The organism is Streptomyces sp. C1-1, from assembly GCF_050214755.1.
GTDB lineage: Bacteria > Actinomycetota > Actinomycetes > Streptomycetales > Streptomycetaceae > Streptomyces.
Genome location: NZ_CP189826.1, coordinates 6800038 through 6823156, shown reverse-complemented (window position 1 = coordinate 6823156; position 23119 = coordinate 6800038). Strand labels below are relative to the sequence as shown.

21 protein-coding genes and 1 pseudogene are annotated in these 23119 nt (G+C 70.7%); 12 read left to right on the top strand and 10 right to left on the bottom strand.

What is annotated here, in order from left to right; genetic code table 11:
• Nucleotides 1-56 precede the first annotated feature (56 nt).
• Nucleotides 57-2498: a beta-glucosidase family protein gene (locus ACQF4J_RS30990; protein WP_351799621.1), complete on the bottom strand. Its 2442-nt coding sequence runs from the start codon at nt 2496-2498 to the stop codon at nt 57-59.
• A 105-nt stretch (nt 2499-2603) separates the two neighbouring features.
• On the opposite strand from ACQF4J_RS30990, the gene ACQF4J_RS30985 reads away from it, so the two are divergent.
• Complete coding sequence (locus ACQF4J_RS30985; protein ID WP_351582217.1) at nt 2604-3182, top strand: TetR/AcrR family transcriptional regulator; 579 nt, start codon at nt 2604-2606, stop codon at nt 3180-3182.
• A 9-nt stretch (nt 3183-3191) separates the two neighbouring features.
• On the opposite strand, the gene ACQF4J_RS30980 is transcribed toward ACQF4J_RS30985, so the two are convergent.
• Both ACQF4J_RS30980 and ACQF4J_RS30975 read right to left on the bottom strand, forming a co-directional pair.
• A complete protein-coding gene (locus ACQF4J_RS30980) occupies nt 3192-3524 on the bottom strand; it encodes a YrdB family protein (RefSeq protein WP_351582215.1) in 333 nt (110 codons plus the stop codon).
• Between the two features lie 11 nt (nt 3525-3535).
• The gene (locus tag ACQF4J_RS30975) at nt 3536-3925 is read right to left on the bottom strand and encodes a RidA family protein (protein WP_351582213.1); all 390 of its coding nucleotides are present in this window, start codon (nt 3923-3925) and stop codon (nt 3536-3538) included.
• Between the two features lie 49 nt (nt 3926-3974).
• Here ACQF4J_RS30975 and ACQF4J_RS30970 point away from each other — a divergent pair, with 49 nt between their 5' ends.
• Both ACQF4J_RS30970 and ACQF4J_RS30965 read left to right on the top strand, forming a co-directional pair.
• On the top strand, nt 3975-4919 hold the full coding sequence (locus ACQF4J_RS30970) for a LysR family transcriptional regulator (RefSeq protein ID WP_427167296.1): 945 nt from the start codon (nt 3975-3977) through the stop codon (nt 4917-4919).
• Nucleotides 4920-5014: 95 nt separating this feature from the next.
• Nucleotides 5015-6268 (top strand): pyroglutamyl peptidase, encoded by a 1254-nt coding sequence (locus tag ACQF4J_RS30965; RefSeq protein ID WP_427167295.1) that lies wholly within the window; start codon nt 5015-5017, stop codon nt 6266-6268.
• Here the strand turns inward: ACQF4J_RS30965 and ACQF4J_RS30960 are convergent.
• Nucleotides 6258-7055, bottom strand: coding sequence for an EI24 domain-containing protein (locus ACQF4J_RS30960; protein WP_427167294.1), 798 nt, complete (start codon nt 7053-7055; stop codon nt 6258-6260). The genes ACQF4J_RS30965 and ACQF4J_RS30960 overlap by 11 nt on opposite strands.
• A 77-nt stretch (nt 7056-7132) precedes the next feature.
• Complete coding sequence (locus tag ACQF4J_RS30955) at nt 7133-7996, bottom strand: hypothetical protein (RefSeq protein ID WP_351799613.1); 864 nt, start codon at nt 7994-7996, stop codon at nt 7133-7135.
• A gap of 180 nt (nt 7997-8176) precedes the next feature.
• On the opposite strand from ACQF4J_RS30955, the gene ACQF4J_RS30950 reads away from it, so the two are divergent.
• Nucleotides 8177-9328, top strand: coding sequence for a serine hydrolase domain-containing protein (locus tag ACQF4J_RS30950; protein WP_427167293.1), 1152 nt, complete (start codon nt 8177-8179; stop codon nt 9326-9328).
• Nucleotides 9329-9402: 74 nt separating this feature from the next.
• Here ACQF4J_RS30950 and ACQF4J_RS30945 read toward each other — a convergent pair.
• Both ACQF4J_RS30945 and ACQF4J_RS30940 read right to left on the bottom strand, forming a co-directional pair.
• A pseudogene (locus tag ACQF4J_RS30945) lies at nt 9403-9513 on the bottom strand (organic hydroperoxide resistance protein); the annotation flags it as partial.
• Between the two features lie 52 nt (nt 9514-9565).
• Complete coding sequence (locus tag ACQF4J_RS30940) at nt 9566-10564, bottom strand: NADP-dependent oxidoreductase (protein WP_427167291.1); 999 nt, start codon at nt 10562-10564, stop codon at nt 9566-9568.
• An 88-nt stretch (nt 10565-10652) separates the two neighbouring features.
• On the opposite strand from ACQF4J_RS30940, the gene ACQF4J_RS30935 reads away from it, so the two are divergent.
• The gene (locus tag ACQF4J_RS30935; RefSeq protein WP_351582200.1) at nt 10653-11102 is read left to right on the top strand and encodes a MarR family winged helix-turn-helix transcriptional regulator; all 450 of its coding nucleotides are present in this window, start codon (nt 10653-10655) and stop codon (nt 11100-11102) included.
• A gap of 151 nt (nt 11103-11253) precedes the next feature.
• Here the strand turns inward: ACQF4J_RS30935 and ACQF4J_RS30930 are convergent, their stop codons facing one another.
• Nucleotides 11254-12099 carry an SCO2400 family protein gene (locus ACQF4J_RS30930; RefSeq protein ID WP_427167290.1) on the bottom strand — a complete coding sequence of 282 codons (846 nt, stop codon included), beginning with the start codon at nt 12097-12099 and terminating at the stop codon, nt 11254-11256.
• Nucleotides 12100-12378: 279 nt separating this feature from the next.
• On the opposite strand from ACQF4J_RS30930, the gene ACQF4J_RS30925 reads away from it, so the two are divergent.
• The 7 genes from ACQF4J_RS30925 (at nt 12379) to ACQF4J_RS30895 (ending at nt 20801) form a co-directional block, all read left to right on the top strand.
• On the top strand, nt 12379-13536 hold the full coding sequence (locus ACQF4J_RS30925) for a mandelate racemase/muconate lactonizing enzyme family protein (RefSeq protein WP_351799602.1): 1158 nt from the start codon (nt 12379-12381) through the stop codon (nt 13534-13536).
• Nucleotides 13533-14537: a zinc-dependent alcohol dehydrogenase gene (locus tag ACQF4J_RS30920; protein WP_351582194.1), complete on the top strand. Its 1005-nt coding sequence runs from the start codon at nt 13533-13535 to the stop codon at nt 14535-14537. Before ACQF4J_RS30925 ends, ACQF4J_RS30920 begins: the two co-directional genes overlap by 4 nt.
• Before the next feature lie 111 nt (nt 14538-14648).
• On the top strand, nt 14649-15620 hold the full coding sequence (locus ACQF4J_RS30915) for a hypothetical protein (protein WP_351582192.1): 972 nt from the start codon (nt 14649-14651) through the stop codon (nt 15618-15620).
• Between the two features lie 39 nt (nt 15621-15659).
• On the top strand, nt 15660-16769 hold the full coding sequence (gene chvE, locus ACQF4J_RS30910) for a multiple monosaccharide ABC transporter substrate-binding protein (RefSeq protein ID WP_351799600.1): 1110 nt from the start codon (nt 15660-15662) through the stop codon (nt 16767-16769).
• A gap of 32 nt (nt 16770-16801) precedes the next feature.
• Nucleotides 16802-18352: a multiple monosaccharide ABC transporter ATP-binding protein gene (gene mmsA, locus ACQF4J_RS30905; RefSeq protein ID WP_351582188.1), complete on the top strand. Its 1551-nt coding sequence runs from the start codon at nt 16802-16804 to the stop codon at nt 18350-18352.
• Nucleotides 18349-19593, top strand: coding sequence for a multiple monosaccharide ABC transporter permease (mmsB, locus tag ACQF4J_RS30900; protein ID WP_427167289.1), 1245 nt, complete (start codon nt 18349-18351; stop codon nt 19591-19593). The genes mmsA and mmsB overlap by 4 nt, the downstream gene beginning before the upstream one ends.
• Nucleotides 19594-19646: 53 nt before the next feature.
• Entirely contained in the window at nt 19647-20801 is a 1155-nt protein-coding gene (locus ACQF4J_RS30895; RefSeq protein WP_351582184.1) for an aldose epimerase family protein, read from the top strand.
• Nucleotides 20802-20869: 68 nt separating this feature from the next.
• Here the strand turns inward: ACQF4J_RS30895 and araD are convergent, their stop codons facing one another.
• Together araD and araA are read right to left on the bottom strand one after the other, a co-directional pair.
• On the bottom strand, nt 20870-21574 hold the full coding sequence (araD, locus tag ACQF4J_RS30890; protein ID WP_427167288.1) for an L-ribulose-5-phosphate 4-epimerase AraD: 705 nt from the start codon (nt 21572-21574) through the stop codon (nt 20870-20872).
• A complete protein-coding gene (gene araA / locus ACQF4J_RS30885; RefSeq protein ID WP_351582181.1) occupies nt 21571-23091 on the bottom strand; it encodes an L-arabinose isomerase in 1521 nt (506 codons plus the stop codon). Before araA ends, araD begins: the two co-directional genes overlap by 4 nt.
• Nucleotides 23092-23119: the final 28 nt, after the last annotated feature.

Below are 23119 nucleotides of genomic sequence, written 5' to 3'. Positions count from 1 at the left end.
CCGGTCCAGGGGTCAGGTCCCGGACCGGGGCTGCTCGTGGGGGAGGTCGTCCCGGATCAGACGTTAATCGTCGCGGTGAGACGACGGTCGGCGATCGAGCGGCTCACCTGAATCTCGTACGAACCCTTCACAAACGACCACGAGCCGACCACTTCGTCCCACACCTCGAAGGCGCGGCGGGGGATCTCGACGACCGCCTCGGCCGTCTCGCCGGGTCCCGCCTCGACGCCCGCGAAACCCGCGAGCAGGCGGGCCGGGCGGTCGGGGCCGGGCTCGGTGGGCGCCAGGTAGACCTGCACGACCTCGCGGCCCGCCCGCTCCCCGGTGTTGCGGACGCGGATCCTGGCGGTGGCGCCCTCGACCTCGACGGACTCGTAGACCCAGTCGGTGTAGCCCAGGCCGTGGCCGAAGGGGTACGTGGGGGTCCTGCCCTCCTTCTCCCAGGCGCGGTAGCCGATGAACACGCCCTCGGTGTAGGGCAGTTCGCCGCCCTCGGGGGTGACCTGGGTGACCGGGGCGTCGGCCAGCGAGCCCCAGGTGGTGGGGAGCCGGCCGCCCGGCTCGTGGGCGCCCGTGAGCACGTCCGCGAGGGCCGCGCCGCCTTCCTGGCCCGGGAACCAGCTCAGCAGCACGGCGGCGACCTCCTCGCGCCAGGGCAGTTCGACCGGGGAGCCGGAGTTGACGACCACGACGGTGTTCGGGTTGGCGGCGGCGACGGCGCGGACCAGGTCGTCCTGGCGGCCGGGCAGCGCGAGGTCCTTGCGGTCGTAGCCCTCGGACTCGACGCGGTCGGTGGTGGCGACCACGACGACGGCGGTGTCGGCGGCCCGGGCCGCGGCGACGGCCTCGGCGATCAGCTCGTCGGCGTCGCGTGCCGGTTCCTGGTGGGCCAAGGCGAAGGCGACGACCTTGAAGGGGACCTCCTCGGGGAGGGCGAAGACGTAAGTCAGGGAGACCTCGACCGGTTCGCCGGCGGTCAGGTCGGGCTCGGCGCGGGGCACGGGGGCGCCGAAGAACGCCTCGAAGGGGTCGGTGTCGTCGGCGGGGAGCTGGACGTCGTCGAAGTACGTCGTCCCCGCGACGGTGAGGGTGAAGTGGCCGGTGCCCTTGATGCCGAAGGTGTGCGGGCCGGTGTCGCGGGGGGTGAAGGTGCCGGTCAGCTCGACGGTGTGCAGGCTCGCGTGGGTGACGCCCTCGGGGAGGTCGCTTCCCATCCACTGGATCTGGCCGCTCGGGGCGGAGCCGGTGCCGATGACGTTCCCGTCCGCGTCCCGGCAGACGGCCTTGAGCGTGAAGCCCTTGTCGGCGACGGCGAGTTCGGTGTTCGGGTCGGCGCCGACGGCGTAGGTCAGGGTGCCCTCGGGGAGGGCGGCGGTGAGGCCGTCGAGCGGGGAGACCATCCGGGACGGGAAGACGGTGGCGGAGCCGCCGCCGAGGACCCGGGCGTCGCGGGCGGCGGCGCCGAGGAGGGCGACCGTGCCGGGCCTCAGCGGGAGGGCCCGGCGTTCGTTCTTCACGAGGACGAAGGAGCGGCGGGCGATCTCGCGGGCGAGGGCCTCGCCGTCGACGGCCGCAGGCGGTTCGGTGACGGCCGGCTCCGCGCCGTCCAGTGCGCCGACGCGGGCGGCCAGCCGCAGGACGTTGCGGACGGCCTCGTCGACGACCGTCTCCTCGACGCGGCCGTCGCGCACGGCCTGGGCGAGGGGGGCGCCGTAGACGGTCTGTGGGCCGGGCATGGCGACGTCGAGGCCGCCTCGCACGGCCGCGACCGTGTCCCGGGCCGCCATCCAGTCGGAGACGTTGTAGCCGTCGAAGCCCCATTCGCCGCGCAGCACCTCGTTCACGAGGTACCGGTGCTCGGTCATCGTCGTGCCGTTGACCGTGTTGTAGGCGGTCATGACACCCCAGGGGCGGGCGCCGGCGACGATCATCTCGAAGGGGGCCAGGTACAGCTCGCGCAGGGCGCGCTCGCCCACCAGGTTGTTCACCGTGAAGCGGTCGGTCTCGGCGTCGTTGGCGACGAAGTGCTTGACGGTGGTGCCGACGCCGCCCTGCTGCACGCCGGTGACGTATCCGGTGCCGATGCGTCCGGTCAGGTACGGGTCCTCGCTGTAGGCCTCGAAGTGGCGGCCGCCGAGCGGGGAACGGTGCAGGTTGACCGTCGGGGCGAGAAGGACGTGCACGCCCTTGCGCCGGGCCTCCTGGGCGAGCAGCGTGCCGGCGCGGCGGGCGAGCTCCGGGTCCCAGGTGGCGGCCAGGGCGGTCGGCGAGGGCAGGGCGACGGAGGGGTCGTCGGCGGTCCAGCGCACGCCGCGGACGCCGATCGGGCCGTCGGACATGACGAGCGACTTCAGCCCGATCTCCGGCAGGGCGGGCAGGGACCACATGTCCTGCCCGGACAGCAGCCGGGCCTTGGCGTCCAGGTCCAGTTTGCCGAGTGCCGCCTCGACGGCCGCCTCGCGGGCCTGGTCGGTGGGGTTTCCCGGGGTTGCCGCCATCGCGGTGCCTCCTCGTCACGTCCTGTCGTCCTGGGCCATATCGTGCACCCGTTCCCTGTAACGCGGTAGGTTTCGTTATCGTGCCGTGATATCCGCGGTGCGGCGATGTCGTACGGTGACGCCATGAACGCCAGGGTCAGGAGCGAGGAACGGCGCGCGGAGATCGTCCGGGCGGCGCTGGAGGTCATCGCCGAGCGCGGTTACCGGGGGGCGAGTCTGGCCGCGGTGGCGGAGAAGGTGGGGCTCACCCAGCAGGGGCTGCTGCACCACTTCCCGACCAAGGAGGCGCTGCTGGTGGCGGTGCTGGAGGAGCGGGACCAGTGGGACGCCGTGCCGGCCACGCAGTGGCGGGTCGACCTGCTGGCCTCCCTCGTCGAGTACAACGCCATGCGGCCCGGCATCATCCAGACCTTCTCGGCGCTGCTGGGCGAGAGCGTGACGGAGGGGCATCCCGCGCGGGGGTACTTCACGGAGCGGTACCGGCAGGTCCGGGAGAGCATGGCGACGGTCCTGCGCACCGAGTACGGGGACCGGCTGCCGAACGGACTGACGCCGGAGCGGACGGCGCCGCTGCTGGTCGCCGTGATGGACGGGCTGCAGTACCAGTGGCTGCTGGACCCGGAGTCGGTGGACATGCCGGGGGCGTTCCGGGACTTCCTCGCGCTGCTGGGCGAGGACGTCTGAACGGGCCCGCTACTGGCGCCAGATGTGGGCGAGGGTCTTGCTCAGGACGCACAGGGCGGCGAAGGCGACCGCCCAGACGTGCGCCCCGGCCACGTACCACAGCACCGCGCCGGCCCCGAACCACAGCGTCTCGAAGGCGACCCGGGCCGCGCCGCGGACCTTGAACCTGGCCCGCGGAGAGCCGAACAGGCCCCACAGCCAGCCGAGGCCGACCGCCCCGGCCAGGCCGACCAGCGGGCCCCAGTGGGACGCGCTCTTCCAGGCGCAGTACCAGACGCCCGCGAGGACGCCCAGTTCCAGCAGGAATATGACGCCCAGGTTCACGGCCTTCGCTGTCTTCACGGGCGGCAGTATCACCCGCCGGGAGTCACCGCCGCCACGATTTCGATCTCGACCAGGGCCTCGGGGCGGAACAGCCGGGACACCTCGAAGGTCATGCTCGTGGGCGGGGTGCCGGTGAGGAACTCGCGGCGTACGGAACCGTATTCCTCCAGCGCGGTGATGTCCGTCAGGTACGTGCGGATGTTGATGACGTCCGCCAGGGTCGCGCCGTGGGCCTTCAGCAGGGCGGCGATCGTCTCGAAGACCCCGCGCGTCTGCTCGGCGAGCGTCGCGCCCTCGGCGATCTGGCCGGAGAGGTACAACAGGGCGCTGCCGTCGGCGTGTTGGACCCGGGCGACCTGGGAGTAGTAGGGGCTCAGCGGCTGGGGTGCCGAGGCCGGGCTGTCCAGGGTGATCTGCATGCCGACGACGCTACGGAGGGCCTCGGGATGCGACAAGCGAATGTCTAGCATGGCTGCCATGCCGTACACGCATCGCGAGCCGGAGCTGTCCACCGTGTGGCTGCGGGCGTTCGCGGAGGTCGCCCGGCACGGGTCGTTCACGGTGGCCGCGCGGGCACTGGGGTGGACGCAGTCCGCGGTGTCCCGGCAGATCGCCTCGCTGGAGCAGGCCCTCGGCGGCGCGCCGCTGTTCGACCGTTTGCCGCGCGGGGTGCGGCTCACCGAGGCCGGGCGGGTCCTCGTGCCGTACGCGGAGAGTGTCGCCGAGGCGCTGCGCGGCGCCGCCCTCGACCTCGCGGCCCTGCGTGAAGTGGCGTGCGGGAGGCTGCGGTTCGGGGCGTTCCCGACGGCCGACGCGGCGCTGGTGCCGCTCGCCCTGGCCGCGTTCCGCACCCGTCACCCCGGCGTCCGGGTCACCCGCGAGGAGGGTCTGACGCCCCGCCTGCTGGACCGCCTGACCGCGGGCCACCTGGACCTGGCGGTCGTGTCGACGACGGGCGGCGCCCCGCTGGAGTCGTACGAACTGCGTCATCTCCTCGACGAGTCGCTGTTCGTCGCGGTCCCCGCCGGCCATCCCCTCGCCGGTCACCAGGGCCCCGTCCGGCTGGGCCGGTTCGCGGACGAGGACTGGATCTCGGGCGGTTCCCGCCCCGAGGGCACCCTGCTCGACGCGGCGCTGCGTCAGGGCTTCAGCCCCCGGGTGGCGCACGTGGTCGCCGAGTGGACGGCCAAGCAGGGTTACGTCGCCGCGGGCCTGGGCGTGGCCCTGGTCCCGGCGCTCGCGGCGGGGTCCGTACGCCCGGACGTCACGCTGCTGCGGGTGCTCGACGAGGGCGCCCCGGCCCGGGCGGTGTACGCGGCGACGCCTCGGGGGCGGACGCCCGCGCCGGCGGTGGAGGCGTTCGTCGGGGTGCTGCGGGAGGCCGCGGCCCGGGTCTGCCCCGGCGCCTCCTGAGCCGCGCGCCATGGCGTAGACCACTTCCGTCACGCGATACTGCGGCCGTCCGCACCACGCTCCCCCACGACGGCGACGGAAGGACCTGAACCCCCTTGAACTCCATACGTGTTCGCATGGTCATCCTCGGACTGGCACTGACCGCGGGGCTCGCCTCCCCCACCACGGCGACGGCGGCCGGGACCGCGTCCTCCCCCACCGTCGAGGAGCAACGGCTCGACAAGGCCGTGCCGCGGGAGATCCTCCGCAGGTCGGGATTCGACGACGTGGCGCCGCGGCTGGCCCGTGATCTGGGCGCGGCCGGCTCCTACGCCGAGGCGCGGCGGATCGTCGTCCGCGAGGGTTCCGCGTTGTGGCGGCGGGCCGTCGACCGGGTGCAGGGGCGCGGGCCGGCCGGCGGCGACTTGAGTCGGGACGACGATCGGCCGCTGTACTGGGCGCGGCTGGGCATGACCCGCGAAGTGCGCACCTGGGAGCCGGAGTTCGGGTTGAGCGACCGGCAGCGGGCGCTGCTCCTCGATGGGCTGGAGCGGACCTCGCGCGGGCAGACCGAGGTGCGCTATCCCGGTGCCAAGGCGAACGGCAGGGGCCTCAAGCGGATTCTCGTCACCGGGTTCGACCCGTTCACGCTGGACCGCGACATCCGGATCTCCAATCCGTCGGGGGCCACAGCGCTCGCCCTCGACGGCACGGTGATCCGCACGGCGGACGGTCCGGCGCGGGTGGAGACGGTCGTCTTCCCGGTGCGCTGGCAGGACTTCACCGGGGGCACGGTGGAGCGGACGCTGCGGCCGTATCTGAGGAAGGTGGATCTGTTCACCACCGTCAGCCAAGGACGGGTCGGGCGGTTCGACGTGGAGCGCACCAACGGCGCCTGGCGGGGCGGCTTCCCGGACAACGACAACATCGGGCACACCGAGACCGTCCCGGTGAGCGATCCCGCCTCGCAGCCGCAGTGGACGTCGACGACCCTGCCGTACAAGGCGATCGTGGCCGCCGACACCGGGCGGTTCCCCGTGTACGACCACACCGAGGTGACCGAGATCCCGGCGGGGGGCACGACGGAGGTGGTACGGCCGGACGGGCCCACAGCGGGGTCGACGGCCCGGGCGGGCGGTGGCGGGAACTACCTCTCCAACGAGATCGCCTACCGGGCGACGCTGCTGCGCGACCGGCTGGGGCTGCACGACTCGCTGCCCGGCGGCCATGTGCACACGCCGGTGCTGCAGTTCGGCAGCGGTAACACGACCGAGATCACCGATCCCGACTTCGTGCGGAACAGGCTGGACATCGTGGCGCAGGTCCGGGCGATCATCACGGTGGCCGCCGACGCGACGTTCAGGAAGTGACGGCCTCTTCTTCGGTCTCGTCCTCCGGTCCGTCCTCGGCGTTCTCCTCGCCCAGCAGTTCGCGGGCCATGAGGGTGGCGCCCGCCACCGCGCCCGGCATCAGGAAGACGGCCACGAACGGCACCAGGAACGCCACGGCCAGCGGGGTGCCGAAGCCCCACACCAGGGTCCTGCGGGAGCGCAGGAGACGGAGCCGGGCGCGGAGTCGGACGTCGCGGCGCTGGAGGGCGACGGCGGTCAGTTCCTCGGTGAGGAAGAACCCGGTGACGAAGAAGCCGATCACCGGGACGGCGGTCTGGCCGAAGAAGGGCAGGAAGCCGCACGCGAACAGCAGCACGCCCCACAGGGCGGCGCGGACCAGGATGCGCAGGCTGTCCCGGGCCGAGATCCACAGCTCGCGCCAGAGCGGGAGACCGGACTCCGGGGCCGTGCCGTCCGGGGAGACGTCCCGGTCGACCTTCTCGGAGAGGCTCTCGTAGAAGGGCTGGCCGATCAGGAGGGTCACGGCGGTGAAGGTGAGCACGGCGAGGAGGAGGCCGAGCGCGAAGAACACCGCGGTGAGGAAGCCGCGGAAGAGGCCCTGCCAGGGGCTGGACCAGTGGTCGGCGAAGGGCGTCGACCAGGCGACCGCGTCCTCGCCCCACAGGGCGAGGGCGACGAGCGCGGCGACGTAGAGGACCAGGGTTATCAGGCCCGGGAGCAGGCCGAAGCCGTAGTGCCTGCCGTGCCGGGCCACCCAGCGCTGGCCCTTGAGGAGGTAGGTGAAACCGGCGGCAAGATCACGCATGGGGAAGACTTTACCCGGCGGGGGGTGGGGCGTTGGGGACAGGACCCGAAGGGCGGGTGCGGGGTGCGGGCCGGGTGTCAGGCCGGGGCGACGGCCACCACTATGCCCCGGTCGCTCGTGGGTGACACCGCCGCGCTGACGCGTACCGCCGTCGCTCGGACGAAGTCGCCGGCGCGTGCGGCGGCTCCCAGCAGCAGCGGCTGCACCTGTTCCAGGGCCGACACCAGCAGCTCCTCCCCCGCCACCAGCACCGGGCGGGCCGCCTTCGTCGTCGCCGCCGCTGCCTCGGTGAGGTCGGCCAGCGGCGGGAGGGTCGCCCGCACCACGCCCGCGCCGGCCGCCGCCGCGCGTTCGGCCAGCGCCACCTGCAGTGGCATCAGCGGGGCCAGGGCATCGGTCAGGGCCTCGGCGACGCGGGTGAGTTCGGGGGACGAGTCGCGCAGCACGTCCGCGGCGGCCCGGAGGACCGGCGTCAGCGCGAGCAGCGCTCCGGCGGCCGCGCCCGCCGCCGCGGGCAGCAGCGGCGAGGAGGCCTCCACCAGGTCGCCCAGGGCGTTCGTGAACTCCTCGACCGCGGGCTCGACCGCGTCCAGGACGGGAAGCAGGCTGTCGCCGAGGGCGGTGAGCAAGGCCCGGACGGGCTCGCTCACGGGGTGGACGGCCAGCGGGGCGCCGCTGGTGCCCAGGCGGGTGAGCGTGTCGACGATGCGGTAGAACGCCTCCTGCGCCTGCGGGGACGCGCTCGCCTCGGCCAGTTCCGCGGTCGTCTCGCGCAGGACCCGCAGCACCTCGGCGCCGGAGCCGTCCCGGGGGTCGAAGGTGTTGATCGCGATCCTGGTGAGGTTGCCGGCCGTGTCCAGGAGCTGGCCGGTGATGTCGGTCGTACTGCGTGCCATGCGCAGCACGTCGTCCCTGCTGGGGAGCGAAGGGATCGTTGCCATGGAGACTCCTCGCCTCATGAGCGCCGCCGACGGTCCGACCCCAGGATGCCCTGTCGGCGCCACCCGGTCCGCGTCATCCAGGGGTTCGGTGACGCCAACTGCCTGCCGCTGCGGTTGAGTCGAACAGGTACACCCCGCCGTACCGATCTCAGCAGACATCGGTTCAGGTGAGGAGAACGGATGACGCAGGAGATCCACGGCACCGTGGCCGACGGCTTCGAGGCTGTGCGCGAGGAGTTCGCCACGTTCGTGGCGGGGGAACGGCCGGACTACGAGGGCCAGTTGTGCGCGTACCTGCACGGCCGCAAGGTCGTCGACCTGTGGGCCGGTGACGGCACGGAGCCCGATTCCCTCTACGCCGTGTACTCGTCCTCCAAGGGCGCCGCCCACCTGGTGGTGGCTCTGCTGGTGCAGGACGGCACGCTGGAGCTGGACCGCAAAGTGACCTACTACTGGCCGGAGTTCGCGGCCGAGGGCAAGGGCTCGGTGACCCTGCGCGACCTGATCAGCCATCGCGCGGGCGTGGTCGGCACGGACGGCGGGTTCACGCCCGCGGAGCTGGCCGACGACCGTGCGATGGCCGAACGGCTCGCGGACCAGAAGCCGTTCTGGCGTCCCGGCACGGCCTTCGGCTACCACGCGCTGGTGATCGGCGCCCTGACGGGCGAGGTGGTACGCCGGGCCACGGGCCGCTCGCTCCAGGACGTCTACGAGGAGCGGGTCCGTGCCCCGTACGCCCTGGACTTCCATCTGGGTCTGCCCGCGGCCCTCGAACCCCGTTTCCGGCCGGCGCAGCCGATGGTGCCGACCCCCGTGCAGCAGGCGGTGCTGGACGAGGCCCCGACGGGACCGCACACCCTCGCCTCCATCGCCATGAACGCGCACGCGCCGGAGGCGGGCACGCTCGTCGACTACGCCAACTCCCGTGCCGTACGCGCCAAGGGGCCGGCCTCGGCGGGCGGTGTGGCGGCGGCGCGCGGGCTGGCCGGAATGTACGCGGCGGCGATCAGCGAGGTGGACGAGCAGGCGCCGCTGCTGAAGCCGGACACGATCGCCGAGGTCGGCCAGATCCACTCGGCCGGCTACGACCTGGTGGGCCGCTGTCACAGAGCGTTCGGCCTCGGTTTCCAGGCCACGGCGGACACGTGGCATCCCGTCCTGGGCGCCGGGGCCTTCGGCCACAGCGGTGCGGGCGGCTCGCAGGCCTTCGCCGACCCGCGCAGCGGCCTGGCCTACGGCTACACCCGCCGCCGCCTGGTGTACCCGGGCGGCGCGGCCCCGGAGAACGAGCGTCTGGTCAGGGCCGTCCACGGCGCGGCGCTCGCCGGCTGAGCCGGCTCCGGACCACGGCGAAGGCCGCACCCCACGTCCAGGGGTGCGGCCTCGCTCCTTCTCAACGACGGGTGTCAGACCAGCGTCACGCCGATGTTCCCGCGGGTCGCCTTCGAGTACGGGCAGACCCGGTGGGCCTTCTCGACGAGGCCCCTGGCCGTCTCCGTGTCGACGTTCGGGATGTCTTCCTCCTCGGTCCGCCGTGACTCGCGCCCACGATCGACGAGGCCCGGGGGGTCAGAGCTTGACGATCATCTTTCCGGTGTTCTCGCCCCGCAGGACCCCGAGGAACGCCTCCAGGTTGTTCTCGATGCCCTCGACCACGGTCTCGCGGTACTTCAGCGCACCCGAGGCGACCCACGGGCCGACCTCCTGGACGAACTGCGGCTGCAGGTCGTAGTGGTCGCCGACCAGCACACCCTCGACCCGGAGCCGGTTCTGCAGGATCTTGACCATGTTGCGCGGGCCGGGCGCCGGCTCGGTGGAGTTGTACTGCGAGATCATGCCGCAGATCACGGCACGGCCCCGCAGGTTGAGCGCTCCGATCGCGGCCTCCAGGTGCTCGCCGCCGACGTTGTCGAAGTAGACGTCGATGCCGTCCGGGGCGGCCTCCTTGAGCTGCTCCCACACCGGGCCGTTCTTGTAGTTGAACGCGGCGTCGAAGCCGTACTCCTCGACGAGGAGCTTGACCTTCTCGTCGGAGCCGGCCGAGCCGATGACCCGGGAGGCGCCCTTCAGCTTCGCGATCTGGCCGACCTGGCTGCCGACGGCACCCGCGGCGCCGGAGACGAACACCGCGTCGCCCTCCTTGAAGGCGCCGACCCGCAGCAGGCCGGCGTACGCCGTCAGGCCCGTCATGCCGAGAACGCCCAGGTAGGTGCTGAGCGGGGCCGCGTCCGGATCCACCTTGACGGCGGTCTTCGCGTCCACCACGGCGTACTCGCGCCAGCCGAGGAAGTGCAGGACGTGGTCGCCGACGGCGATGCCCTCGGCGTTGGAGGCGATGACCTCGCCGACCGCGCCGCCCTGCATGACCTTGCCGAGCTCGTAGGGGGCCACGTACGACTTCGCGTCGCTCATGCGGCCACGCATGTACGGGTCCACCGAGAGGTACTCGTTGCGGACCAGCACCTGGCCCTGGCCCGGCGCGCCGGCCTCCGCCTCGACCAGGGCGAAGTCCTCGGGCTTGGGCCAGCCGACGGGGCGGGAGAGGAGGTGCCACTCGCGGTTGATCATGACGGAGCCTTTCGCATTTACTTCAGTACCTGAAACAACCATGCCTCTGAATATTTCAGGTTGTCAAGCAATGGGGTAGGCTGGAGCCATGGCCACTCCGCAGCAGACGCAGCGTCCCGACGCGCTGACCCTCGAGGTCGTCGGGCTGATCGGTGACGTCGTGGCGCGTTACCACGCGGACTTCGACGAGGCGGCCGCGCAGCACACGCTGACCGGGGCGCAGGCCCGGCTGCTCAGCCTGCTGTCGCTGGAGCCGCTGCCGATGCGGAAGCTGGCCCAGAAGCTGAAGTGCGAGCCGTCGAACGTCACGGGGATCGTGGACCGGCTGGAGTCGCGGGGGCTGGTCGAGCGGCGGCCCGACCCGGCCGACCGGCGGGTGAAGCTGGCGGCGACCACGGAGGAGGGGCGGCGGGTCGCCCGGGAGCTGCGGGACGGGTTGCGCTTCGCGCGGGAGCCGCTCGCGGGGCTGTCGGATGCGGAGCGGCTGGCTTTGCGGGATTTGCTGAAGCGGATGCTGGGGGCTTCGCCGGGGGCGTGATGTGCGGGCGCCCGGTGTGTCGGGGGCGCCGTGTGCTGGTGCCGGCGTTACCGGGGGCTGCCGCCCCCGGACCCCCGCTTCGGCCCTGAACGGGCCTCGTCCTCAAACGCCGGACGGGCTGAGATTGCCGGTCGGCGTCGAGCACGGGCCCTCAACTGCACCACCACAGGAAGCGCGTGCACGTCTTCGTGGGGGAAGGGGTCGGGCTCGGGGCCGTGGTGGTCGGGGCCGACGTGGGGGGCGGGGTGGTGGCCGGCGGTGCCGCGGTGGGAGCTGTCGTCGTGGTTCCCGAGCCGGTGGTGGCCGTGGTGGACGAGGCGGACGCACTGGGGTCGTCGTGCTTCTTCTTATCCTTGGGCGGCTTGGAGGCCGTCGCGGACGCGGAGGCTCCGTCGGTCGGGGTGCCCGTCACCCCGGCACCCGTGGCGTCGTCGGCCGACTTGGTCTTGCCGCCCGCCTCCGCCGACGCCCCGCCCTCGGCCGAGTCGCCCCCGGCCGAGGCCGGCGTCGGCGAGGAGAAGGGGGCGTCCATGCCCAGCTCGGCGAGGCTGAGGCCGCCGGCCGCGAGCACGGCCGCCGCGGTGATCAGCAGCACCCGGCGCCGGCGCCTGCGGTGTGCGGCGGCTTTGCGATCGCGGCGACTGGCCGCACCCCCGGGACCCGCGGGACCCTCACCGCTCCCGCCGGACCGTCCGCGACCGCGTCCACGGCCCTGTGCCCGGCGCGCCGCCCGGCCGACCGGGCGGCCGTCCTCCGGGGCCTCTTCGTCGTCGTAGGGGCCCTCGTCGCCGCCGTAGGGGGCGTCGTCGTAGGGGGCGTCGTCGTAGGACCCCTCGTCGCCGTGACCGTCGTACACCACGCCGTGCTCGCCCTCGTACGGAGGCAGGCCCGAGTGCTGCGCGTGCGTCTGCGCGCGGAGCTCTTCGAGGGTGGTGCCGCACCCCGGACAGGCGAGGGCGCCGTTGAGGTGCCTTCGGCACGGGTCGCAGTAGTCCATGACGCGGGAAGACTAAGTTCCTGACAGGTCACGTTCATAGGCACAGCTGTGAAAGTTGTGTGGTGAACGACCTGTCTCGGCGTGGCGAGTTGAGGACATCTGCGAAACCGCGACCGAAAAGCGTGCCGAAAGCAGTGTCGAAACCGTTATGTGTTCGACCCATTGACACCCCCGCCGCCCCGTCCTTACTGTCACGCCAGCATTTCGAACGTGTGACGAAATTTCGAACACACTCGACGAGCCGAACGCAAGCAGACGACGCAGCAAGGGGCAACTGCCGTGCGCATCACCGGAATCAGCACACACGTGGTCGGGACGCCGTGGCGCAACCTGACATACGTCCAGGTGCACACCGACGAAGGGATCACGGGAGTCGGCGAGACCCGGATGCTGGGCCACACCGACGCGCTGATCGGCTACCTGCGGGAGGCCGAGGCCAATCACATTCTGGGCTCCGACCCGTTCGCCGTGGAAGACCTCGTACGCCGGATGAAGTACGGCGACTACGGCCGCGCGGGTGAGATCGTGATGTCCGGGATCGCCGTCATCGAGATGGCCTGCTGGGACATCAAGGGCAAGGCCCTCGGGGTGCCCGTCTGGCAGCTGCTGGGCGGCAAGGTCACGGACAAGGTCAAGGCCTACGCCAACGGCTGGTACACGACGGAGCGCACCCCGGAGGCGTACCACAAGGCCGCGCAGGGGGTCATGGAGCGCGGGTACAAGGCGCTGAAGATCGACCCCTTCGGCACCGGGCACTTCGAGCTCGACCACGAGCAGAGCCTGTACGCCGTCTCCCTCATCGAGGCCGTGCGCGACGCCATCGGGCCGGACGCCGAGCTGATGCTGGAGATGCACGGGCGGTTCTCGCCGGCGACCGCGGTGCGGCTGGCCCACGAACTCGCTCCCTTCAAGCCCGCCTGGCTGGAGGAGCCCTGCCCGCCGGAGAACCTGAAGGCGCTGGAGAAGGTCGCCGCCAAGGTCGACATCCCGGTCGCGACCGGTGAGCGGATTCACGATCGCATCGAGTTCCGCGAGCTGTTCGACAGCCAGGCCGTGGACATCATCCAGCCGGACGTCGGCCACATCGGCGGCATCTGGGAGACGCGGAAGCTGGCCGCCACCGCCGAGACCCACTACATGCTCGTCGCCCCGCACAACGTCGGCGGGTCCGTGCTCACCGCCGCCTCTCTCCAGGTCGGCTTCACCTCCCCCAACTTCAAGATCCTCGAACACTTCAACGACTTCGCGGACGCGGAGATCAAGAAGGTGGTCAAGGGGGCGCCGGAGGTCGTGGACGGCTACTTCCACCTCTCGGACGCGCCGGGTCTCGGCGTCGAGCTCGACGTGGACGCGGCGGCGGAGTTCCCGCAGCAGCAGGCCCGCTTCGACCTGTGGGCCGAGGGCTGGGAGCAGCGCAAGCCCAAGGGCAGCAAGTGAGCACCCAGGTCGTCATCGAGGCGCCGGGCGAGCACCGGCTGACCTCGCACGACCCGCGGCAGCCGGGGCCCGGCGAGGCTCTGGTGGCCGTCCACGCGGTCGGCATCTGCGGCAGCGACCGGGAGGTGTACCAGGGCAACCGGCCCGAGGGGTACGTCCGCTATCCGCTCACGCCCGGGCACGAGTGGTCCGGGACCGTGGAGGCGGTCGGCGCCGGGATCCCGGAGACGCTGGTCGGCCGCAAGGTCGTCGGCGAGGGCTTCCGCAACTGCCAGGTGTGCGACCGCTGCCACGCGGGCGAGACCACGCTGTGCACGAGCGGGTACGAGGAGACCGGGTTCACCCAGCCCGGCGCCATGGCCACCACGCTCACCCTGCCGGCGCGGCTGCTGCACGTCCTGCCGGACGACGCCGACCTCACGGCCGCGGCGCTGCTGGAGCCGGCCGCCTGCATCGCGGCCGCCGCGATCAAGGCGAACGCGCTGCCGGGCGAGCGGGTCGCCGTGGTCGGCACCGGGACGCTGGGCATGTTCGCCGTTCAGTTCCTGAAGGCGGGCTCGCCGGCCGAGCTGCTCGTGGTCGGGACGCGACCCGACCGGGCGGAGCTTTCGAAAGCTTTCGGCGCCACCGACTTCCGCACCCGGGACCAGGAGCTCCCCGACGACTTCGACGTCGTCATCGAGACCGCCGGGTCGGCGTCGGCCGCGGGTACCGCGGCCTCGCTGCTGCGGCGCGGCGGACGGCTGGTGCTGACCGGTATTCCCGCGCCGGGAGCCGATGGGCTGGACCCAACGGCCCTAGTGGTAAGGCAGTTGGAGGTGTCGACTGTCTTCGGCGCGCCGCCGGACGCCTGGGCCCACACGGTCCGGGTGTTCGGCGCCGGGCTGCTCGATCCTCTGCCCCTGGTCACGCACGAGCTTCCGCTCGACGAGTTCGCCGAGGCCATCGAGCTGGTCGGGTCCGGCGATCCGAAGGTGGGCAAGGTGCTGCTCCGCCCCTAGACCGTACGCCGGTACGGGGGCGACCTGACGGCCCCCGTACCGGCGTACACCAAGCCCCCCATGACTTGAGCCGCGAACCTCGTCCGAAATATCGAACAAGAAGGACAGCTTGTGACGACCGACGCTTCCGCTACGGCGGCCCGCCGACCCGGTGAGCAGGCGCTCTCGGCCCTCGGCCTGGGCGCGCCCGCCCCCGACCCCGCCGATGCCTCCCCGCACACCTTCCCCGGCGGCGGCAAGTGGCGCACCGAGATCCCCTCGTGCGAGGGTCCCGAAGCGCTGGCCGTCGTCCTGAAGGAGTCCTCTCGCCTGGACGTGCCGATCCACCGGATCAGCCAGGGCAGCGGGGTGTGGATGCTGAGCGACGCCGAGATCACCGAGATGGTCGAGGCGACCAACGAGCGCGACATCGAACTGTGCCTGTTCACCGGGCCGCGCGGCACCTGGGACATCGGCGGCTCCGTACGGTCCGACTCGCGGGGGGCCGGACTGCGCGCACGCGGCCACGATGCCGTCGCCGGCTGCGTCGAAGACGCCGTCCGCGCGACGGAGTTGGGCGTCAAGTGCCTCCTCGTCGCCGACGAGGGCGTGCTGTGGACGCTGCACCGGGCCCGCGAGGCGGGGATCATCCCGGCCGACACCACCCTGAAGGTCTCGGCGCTGATCGGTCCCGTCAACCCGGCCTCGTACGCGGTGTACGAGCGGCTCGGCGCCGACTCCCTGAACGTGCCCAGCGACCTGACGCTGGATCACCTCACCGAGATCCGGCGGGTCTCCGCCGCCCCCATGGACATGTACATCGAGGCCCCCGACGACCTCGGCGGCTACATCCGGATGTACGAGGTCGCCGAGCTGATCCGGCGTGGCGCACCGCTCTACCTGAAGTTCGGTCTGTCCAAGGCTCCCGGCATCTACCCGTGGGGCACCCACCTTCGGGACGTGACCCTGGACACCGCCCGGGAGCGGGTGCGGCGCGGCCGTCTCGCTCTCGACCTGCTCGCCCGGCACGGTGCGGACGGCGACATGGCGCCGCTCGGCTCCCGGCTGCCCGGACCGCTCAACCGCTTCCCCACCGAAGCCTGACCCTCTCTCAACGACGAGAAACCCAAGGATGGATGACCCATGCGCAACCGCAGAGCAGCCCTCGCCGCGATAGCCGGAGCCGCGTCCCTCGCCCTCACCCTGTCCGCCTGCGGGCAGAGCAGTTCGGGCGGCAGCAAGGAGAAGACCGGCAGCTCCAAGGGCGGCACGATCGGCATCGCGATGCCGACCAAGTCCTCCGAGCGCTGGATCGCCGACGGCAAGAACGTCGTCAAGAACCTTGAGTCCAAGGGCTACAAGACCAAGCTGGTCTACGGCGAGGACAACCCCGACACCCAGGTCTCGCAGATCGAGAACCTGATCACGCAGGGCGTCAAGGGCCTGATCGTCGCGGCCATCGACAACAAGTCCCTGAACAACGTGCTCCAGGAGGCCGCGGACGCCCACATCCCGGTCATCGCCTACGACCGACTCATCCTGGGCACCAAGAACGTCGACTACTACGCCTCGTTCGACAACGAGAAGGTCGGCGTGCTGCAGGGCACGTACATCGTGCAGAAGCTCGGCCTGGACAAGGGCAAGAAGGGCCCGTTCAACATCGAGCTGTTCGCCGGTTCGAACGACGACAACAACACCAAGTACTTCTTCAACGGTGCGATGAGCGTACTCCAGCCGTACATCGACAAGAAGGAGCTGGTGGTCAAGTCCAAGCAGACCGCGCTCAACCAGGTCACCACCCTGCGCTGGGACGGCGCCACCGCCCAGAAGCGCATGGAGGACATCCTCACCTCCACGTACTCCAACGCCAAGGTCGACGCGGTCCTCTCGCCGTACGACGGCATCTCCATCGGCATCCTCGCCGCGCTGAAGTCGGACGGCTACGGCTCCAAGAGCCAGCCGCTGCCGGTCATCACCGGCCAGGACGCCGAGCTCGCCTCGGTGAAGTCGATCATCGCGGGCCAGCAGACGCAGACCGTCTACAAGGACACCCGCAAGCTCGCCGAGGTCGCCGCGACCATGGTCGACGACGTCCTCAACAAGAAGACGCCGCAGGTCAACGACACCAAGACCTACAACAACGGCACCAAGGTCGTCCCCGCCTACCTGCTGCAGCCGGTGAGCGTCGACAAGAGCAACTACGAGGACGTCCTGGTCAAGGGCGGCTACTACACCGACGCCGAGCTCAAGTAACCGCCGCCCCCTACTGATTGGAAGGCACGACCATGGCGGGACCCGTCCTGGAAATGCGCTCTATCGTCAAGACCTTTCCCGGTGTCAAGGCGCTGTCGGACGTCACGCTGACAGTCCGCCAGGGCGAGGTCCACGCCATCTGCGGAGAGAACGGCGCCGGCAAGTCCACCCTGATGAAGGTGCTCTCCGGTGTCCATCCGCACGGCACCTACGAGGGCGAGATCCTCTTCGAGGGAGAGGTCTGCGAGTTCAAGGACATCCGGGCCAGTGAGGATCACGGCATCGTGATCATCCACCAGGAGCTGGCCCTGGTGCCCTTCCTGTCCATCGCGGAGAACATCTTCCTCGGCAACGAACACGCCTCGGGCGGGTTCATCGACTGGCGGGAGACGCTCAAGCACGCCAGCGAGCTGCTGCGCCGGGTGGGTCTGAGCGACCACCCGGAGACCCGCGTCGCCGACATCGGCGTGGGCAAGCAGCAGCTGGTGGAGATCGCCAAGGCGCTGTCGAAGAAGGTGAAGCTGCTCATCCTGGATGAGCCGACCGCGGCCCTGAACGACGAGGACAGCGGCAAACTCCTGGATCTGATCCTGGAGTTGAAGAAGCAGGGCATCACCTCGATCATCATCTCCCACAAGCTCAACGAGATCCGCCGGGTCGCGGACTCGGTGACGATCCTGCGCGACGGGCGGACCATCGAGACGCTCGACGTGAAGGCACCGGAGACGACCGAGGACCGGATCATCTCCGGCATGGTCGGCCGCGACCTCGACCACCGCTTCCCCGACCGCACTCCCTACGAGGGCGAGCGGGACGCGGCGCCCGCGCTGGAGATCCGCAACTGGACCGTGCACCACCCGATCGACCAGGCCCGCAAGGTCGTCGACGACGTGTCGATCAACGTCCGGCGCGGGGAGATCGTGGGCATCGCGGGCCTGATGGGCGCCGGCCGCACCGAACTCGCGATGAGCGTGTTCGGGCGCACCTACGGCCGGCACGCGGGCGGCACCGTCCTGAAGGACGGCGCGGAGATCCGTACCAAGACCGTCTCGGAGGCGGTCGGGCACGGCATCGCGTACGTCACCGAGGACCGCAAGCACTACGGGCTCAACCTCATCGACACCGTCAACCGGAACATCTCGCTGAGCGCGCTGCAGAAGGTCGCCAAGCGGGGTGTGGTCGACGAGCACGAGGAGCGGCAGGTCGCCGAGGGCTTCCGCAAGTCCATGAACATCAAGGCGCCGACCGTCTTCGAGCCGGTGGGCAAGCTGTCCGGCGGCAACCAGCAGAAGGTCGTCCTCAGCAAGTGGATCTTCGCGGGTCCGGACGTGCTGATCCTGGACGAGCCCACGCGCGGTATCGACGTGGGCGCCAAGTACGAGATCTACACGGTCATCGACCGGCTGGCGGCCGAGGGCAAGGCGGTCGTCTTCATCTCCTCCGAGCTGCCCGAGCTGCTCGGCATGTGCGACCGCATCTACACGATGGCCGCGGGCCGGCTGACCGGTGAGGTGGAGCGGGCCGAGGCCACGCAGGAAGTGCTGATGCGCCAGATGACGAAGGACAAAGAGGTAACCCGATGAGCACGGACGTCACCGACAAGACGCCGGCGGCGGCACCGCCCGGCGGCGGAAGCCCGTCCGGCGGCCGCAACTTCGTGCAGGTGGTCTTCGGCTTCATAGCCCAGAACCGGCGCCAGTACGGCATGCTGATCGCGCTGCTGCTGATCGTCGTGCTCTTCCAGTTCTGGACCGGCGGGGATCTGCTGCTCCCGCGCAACGTCTCGAACCTGGTGCTGCAGAACAGCTACATCCTGATCCTCGCGATCGGCATGATGCTGGTGATCATCGCCGGGCACATCGACCTGTCGGTCGGCTCGCTGACGGCGTTCATCGGAGCCTTCGCCGCGGTCCTGACGGTCAGTCACCACGTGGCGTGGCCCTTCGCGTTGGTGCTGTGTCTGCTGATGGGCGCGGTCGCGGGCAGCATCCAGGGCTTCCTGATCGCGTACGGCGGCATACCGTCGTTCATCGTGACCCTCGCCGGCATGCTGCTCTTCCGCGGCCTGACGGAGATCCTGCTGAAGGGCCAGACCCTCGGACCGTTCCCGAACGGCCTGCAGAAGATCGGCAACGGCTTCCTGCCCGCGGTCGGCCCGAACACCAACTACCACAACATCACGCTGCTGCTCGGCATCGTCCTGGCCGCCTCGGTGGTGTGGCAGGCGGTCCGGGGCCGGCGCAGGCAGCAGGAGTTCTCGCTCGACGTGCAGCCCAAGGGCCTGTTCTACGGTCTGCTCGCCGCCCAGGTCGGCGCGATCATCTGGCTGACGCTGACCCTCGCCAGCTACAACGGCGCACCGATCGTGCTGATCATCCTCGGTGTCCTGGTGGTCGGTTACGGCTACGTCATGCGCAACTCCGTCTTCGGCCGTCACATCTACGCGATCGGCGGCAACCTGCCGGCGGCCAAGCTGTCCGGCGTGAAGGACAAGAAGGTCACCTTCTATGTCTTCCTGAACATGGGCGTGCTCGCGGCCCTGGCGGGTCTGGTGGTCGCAGCCCGTCTGAACGCGGCGTCTCCGAAGGCGGGACTGAACTTCGAACTCGAGGCGATCGCCTCGTCGTTCATCGGTGGTGCGTCCATGAGCGGCGGTATCGGTACCGTCATCGGCGCGATCATCGGTGGTCTCGTCCTCGGCGTGCTGAACAACGGCATGAATCTCCTCGGCGTCGGCACCGACTGGCAGCAGGTCATCAAGGGCCTCGCCCTGTTGGCCGCGGTCGGCTTCGATGTCTGGAACAAGCGCAAGTCCGGTTCGTAGTCAGCTCGGGCCCCGTCGCAAGGCGGGGCCCCACCCTTTACGGGAGCCGCAACATGGAACTGAACAGACGCACGGTCATTGCAGGAGCCGCGGCGGCGGGCATCGCCGCGACCACCCTCGGCGCAGGTACGGCCGAGGCCGCCTCGGGAGGCAGGAAGCCGGTGAAGGAGCTCTTCGGCAAGCTCGCCGACGGCACCAAGGTCTACCGCTGGTCGCTGGAGAACGGCGGCACGCGGCTGAAGGTCCTCAACTGGGGCGGTGTCGTCCAGGGCCTGGAGATCCCGGACCGCAAGGGCCACTACGCCAACGTCTCCCTCGGCTTCGACAACATCGAGGACTACGTCGCCAAGACCCCGTACTTCGGCGCGCTGATCGGCCGCTACGGCAACCGCATAGCCAAGGGCCAGTTCACCCTGGACGGCAAGAGCTACCAGCTGTCCGTGAACGACGGCGTCAACAGCCTGCACGGCGGCACCCAGGGCTTCGACAAGCACATCTGGGACGTCGAGCCGTTCACCAAGGGCTCCGACGTCGGCCTCCACCTGTACTACACGTCCGTCGACGGCGAGATGGGCTACCCGGGCACGCTCAAGGCGAAGGTGACGTACACCCTCACCAAGCACGGCGACTGGCGCATCGACTACGAGGCCACCACCGACAAGGCCACCGTCCTCAACCTCACCAGCCACGTGTACTGGAACCTGGCGGGCGAGGGCAGCGGCACGATCGAGGACCACGAGCTGTCGATCGCCGCCGGCCGGTACACGCCCACCGACTCGGGTCTGATCCCGACCGGTGAGCTGGCGAAGGTGGCGGGCACGCCCTTCGACTTCCGCAAGACCAAGACGGTCGGCCGGGACATCCGCGCCGGTCACGTCCAGCAGGTGCAGGCCAAGGGCTACGACCACAACTGGGTCCTGGACAAGGGCATCACGGCCAAGCCCGAGCATGTCGCCACCCTGCGCGACCCGCGCTCCGGCCGTACCCTGAAGATCGCCACGGACCAGCCGGGCCTGCAGTTCTACTCCGGCAACTTCCTCGACGGCACGCTCACCGGCACCGGCGGCCACACCTACCGTCAGGGTGACGCGCTGTGCCTGGAGACCCAGCACTTCCCGGACTCGCCGAACCACGCGAACTTCCCGTCGACGGTCCTGCGTCCCGGGCAGACGTACCGGACCACCACGGTCCACACCTTCGGCTGCTGATCCGCGTCCGCTGGTGAGAAGGCGGCCCGTGCTGTGCGCACGGGCCGCCTTCCGCGTTGCCGGGACGGTCAGTTGCCGTAGTAGGCGCCCGGACCGTGCTTGCGGGTGTAGTGGCGGCCGAGCAGATGACGGGGCGGCGGTGCCGGGGCGGCCAGCGCCATGGTGTGGATCGCCATGTCGGCGACGGCCTCGCAGATGATCGCGTGCTCCACGGACTTGCGGGCACTCGCGCCCCAGGTGAACGGGCCGTGGTTGGCGACCAGCACGCCGGGGACCTCGATCGCCCTGTCGTCGTCTCCGTCGAGCAGGTCGACGATGATCCGGCCGGTGTTGTACTCGTAGTCCTTCGCGCACTGCTCGGCGGTGACGTCGGGCGTGCAGGGGACGGGCCCGTTGAACGTGTCCGCGTGCGTGGTGCCGAGGACGGGTATGTCCCGGCGGGCCTGGGCGAAGGCCACGGCGTGCGTGGAGTGGGTGTGCGTGACGCCCCCGATGGAGGGGAACGCCAGGTACAGGCAGCGGTGGGTCTCGGTGTCGGTGGAGGGCCGCAGCCGGCCGTCGACGACAACCCCGTCGGACAGCCGTACCGTCACCAGGTCGTCCGCCTTCAGTTCCTCGTACGGCACTCCCGACGGCTTGATGAGGAAGACCCCCGCCTCCCGGTCGACACCGCTGACGTTGCCCCAGGTCAGGGTCGCGAGGCCGGCCCGGGGGATGGCGAGGTTGGCCTCCAGGACCTCCTGGCGCAGGGCGTCCAGGACATGGGTGGTCATGACTGACTCCTGTGGGCGATGCGGTAGTAGGCGGAGTTCCAGCGGATCTCCTTGGCCAGCTGGTCCGAGGTGGAGTGCTCGTCGATGGTGAGCAGTTCGACGTCGGCCATGGCGGCGTAGTCGGTCAGGGTCTCCAGGTCCACGGCGGAGCTGAGGACGGTGTGGTGCGGGGCGCCGGCCAGCAGCCAGCTCTCGGCCGACTCGGCCAGCGAGGGACGCGGCACCCACACGGCGCGGGCGACCGGCAGATAGGGCAGCGGTTCACTGGCCATGACGTCGACGGTGTTGGCGGTGAGCCGGAAGCGGTCGCCGAGGTCGCACAGGCCGACGACCACGGCGGGGCCGGGAACCGCGTCGAAGACCAGGCGGACGGGGTCCTCGCGTCCGCCGATGGACAGCGGGTGGATCTCGCACCGCGGTCGGGCGGCGGCGATGGAGGGGCAGACCTCCAGCATGTGGGCGCCGAGGATGCGCGGGGTGCCGGGGCCGAGGTGGTAGGTGTAGTCCTCCATGAACGTGGTGCCACCGTGCCTGCCGGCTCCCATGACCTTCATGGTGCGCAGCAGCGCGGAGGTCTTCCAGTCGCCCTCGGCGCCGAAGCCGTAGCCGTCGGCCATCAGCCGCTGGACGGCGAGTCCGGGGAGCTGGCGCAGGCCGCCGAGGTCCTCGAAGTTGGTGGTGAACGCGGTGAAGCCGCCGTCGAGCAGGAAGGCGCGCAGGGCGAGTTCGACCCGTGCCTCGTACACCAGCGAGTCGTGGCGGGGGCCGTCCGGACGGAGGATGGGCACCACGTCGTACGACTCCACGTACTCGGCCGCGAGTTCGGCGGCCGCCTTGTCCTCGACCTCGTCGACGAGCGCGACCAGGTCGTTCACGGCGTAGGTGTTCACGGAGTAGCCGAAGCGCAGCTCCGCCTCGACCTTGTCCCCCTCGGTGACGGCGACGTCGCGCATGTTGTCGCCGAAGCGGGCCAGGCGCAGGGTGCGGGCGGCCTGCCGGCCGGCCGCGGCGCGGGACCATGCGGCGACGCGGGCGATCACCCGCGGCTCGGTGACATGACCGGCGACGATCTTGCGTGGCAGGCCGAGGCGTGCCTCGATGTGGGCGAACTCCCGGTCGCCGTGGGCGGCCTGGTTGAGGTTCATGAAGTCCATGTCGATGCTCGACCACGGCAGCGACAGGTTGAACTGGGTGTGCAGGTGCAGCACCGGCCGGTCCAGGACGCCGAGTCCGCCGATCCACATCTTCGCCGGGGAGAAGGTGTGCATCCACACGATCACGCCCGCGCAGGTGTCGGAGGCGTTGGCCTCCAGGCACAGCCGGCGGATCGAGTCGGCGTCGGCGAGGACCGGCTTCCACACGATCCGGGCGCGTATCTTCGGCGACTCGTCGAGGATGCCGGCGATACGGCGGGACTGGTCGGCGACCTGCTTGAGGGTGTCCTCGCCGTAGAGGCTCTGGCTGCCGGTGAGGAACCAGATCTCCTGAGGCTGGTAGGTCTCGTTCGGTGCGGTCATGACGGTTCCTTTCGGGGAGATCCGGTTC

What these genes read in the sequence shown, in the direction of transcription:
- ACQF4J_RS30990 (WP_351799621.1), bottom strand. Translation starts at nt 2,498, where the DNA reads ATGGCGGCAACCCCGGGAAACCCCACCGACCAGGCCCGCGAGGCGGCC.
- ACQF4J_RS30985 (WP_351582217.1), top strand. Translation starts at nt 2,604, where the DNA reads ATGTCGTACGGTGACGCCATGAACGCCAGGGTCAGGAGCGAGGAACGG.
- ACQF4J_RS30975 (WP_351582213.1), bottom strand. Translation starts at nt 3,925, where the DNA reads ATGCAGATCACCCTGGACAGCCCGGCCTCGGCACCCCAGCCGCTGAGC.
- ACQF4J_RS30970 (WP_427167296.1), top strand. Translation starts at nt 3,975, where the DNA reads ATGGCTGCCATGCCGTACACGCATCGCGAGCCGGAGCTGTCCACCGTG.
- ACQF4J_RS30960 (WP_427167294.1), bottom strand. Translation starts at nt 7,055, where the DNA reads ATGCGTGATCTTGCCGCCGGTTTCACCTACCTCCTCAAGGGCCAGCGC.
- ACQF4J_RS30955 (WP_351799613.1), bottom strand. Translation starts at nt 7,996, where the DNA reads ATGGCAACGATCCCTTCGCTCCCCAGCAGGGACGACGTGCTGCGCATG.
- ACQF4J_RS30950 (WP_427167293.1), top strand. Translation starts at nt 8,177, where the DNA reads ATGACGCAGGAGATCCACGGCACCGTGGCCGACGGCTTCGAGGCTGTG.
- ACQF4J_RS30940 (WP_427167291.1), bottom strand. Translation starts at nt 10,564, where the DNA reads ATGATCAACCGCGAGTGGCACCTCCTCTCCCGCCCCGTCGGCTGGCCC.
- ACQF4J_RS30935 (WP_351582200.1), top strand. Translation starts at nt 10,653, where the DNA reads ATGGCCACTCCGCAGCAGACGCAGCGTCCCGACGCGCTGACCCTCGAG.
- ACQF4J_RS30930 (WP_427167290.1), bottom strand. Translation starts at nt 12,099, where the DNA reads ATGGACTACTGCGACCCGTGCCGAAGGCACCTCAACGGCGCCCTCGCC.
- chvE (WP_351799600.1), top strand. Translation starts at nt 15,660, where the DNA reads ATGCGCAACCGCAGAGCAGCCCTCGCCGCGATAGCCGGAGCCGCGTCC.
- mmsA (WP_351582188.1), top strand. Translation starts at nt 16,802, where the DNA reads ATGGCGGGACCCGTCCTGGAAATGCGCTCTATCGTCAAGACCTTTCCC.
- mmsB (WP_427167289.1), top strand. Translation starts at nt 18,349, where the DNA reads ATGAGCACGGACGTCACCGACAAGACGCCGGCGGCGGCACCGCCCGGC.
- ACQF4J_RS30895 (WP_351582184.1), top strand. Translation starts at nt 19,647, where the DNA reads ATGGAACTGAACAGACGCACGGTCATTGCAGGAGCCGCGGCGGCGGGC.
- araD (WP_427167288.1), bottom strand. Translation starts at nt 21,574, where the DNA reads ATGACCACCCATGTCCTGGACGCCCTGCGCCAGGAGGTCCTGGAGGCC.
- araA (WP_351582181.1), bottom strand. Translation starts at nt 23,091, where the DNA reads ATGACCGCACCGAACGAGACCTACCAGCCTCAGGAGATCTGGTTCCTC.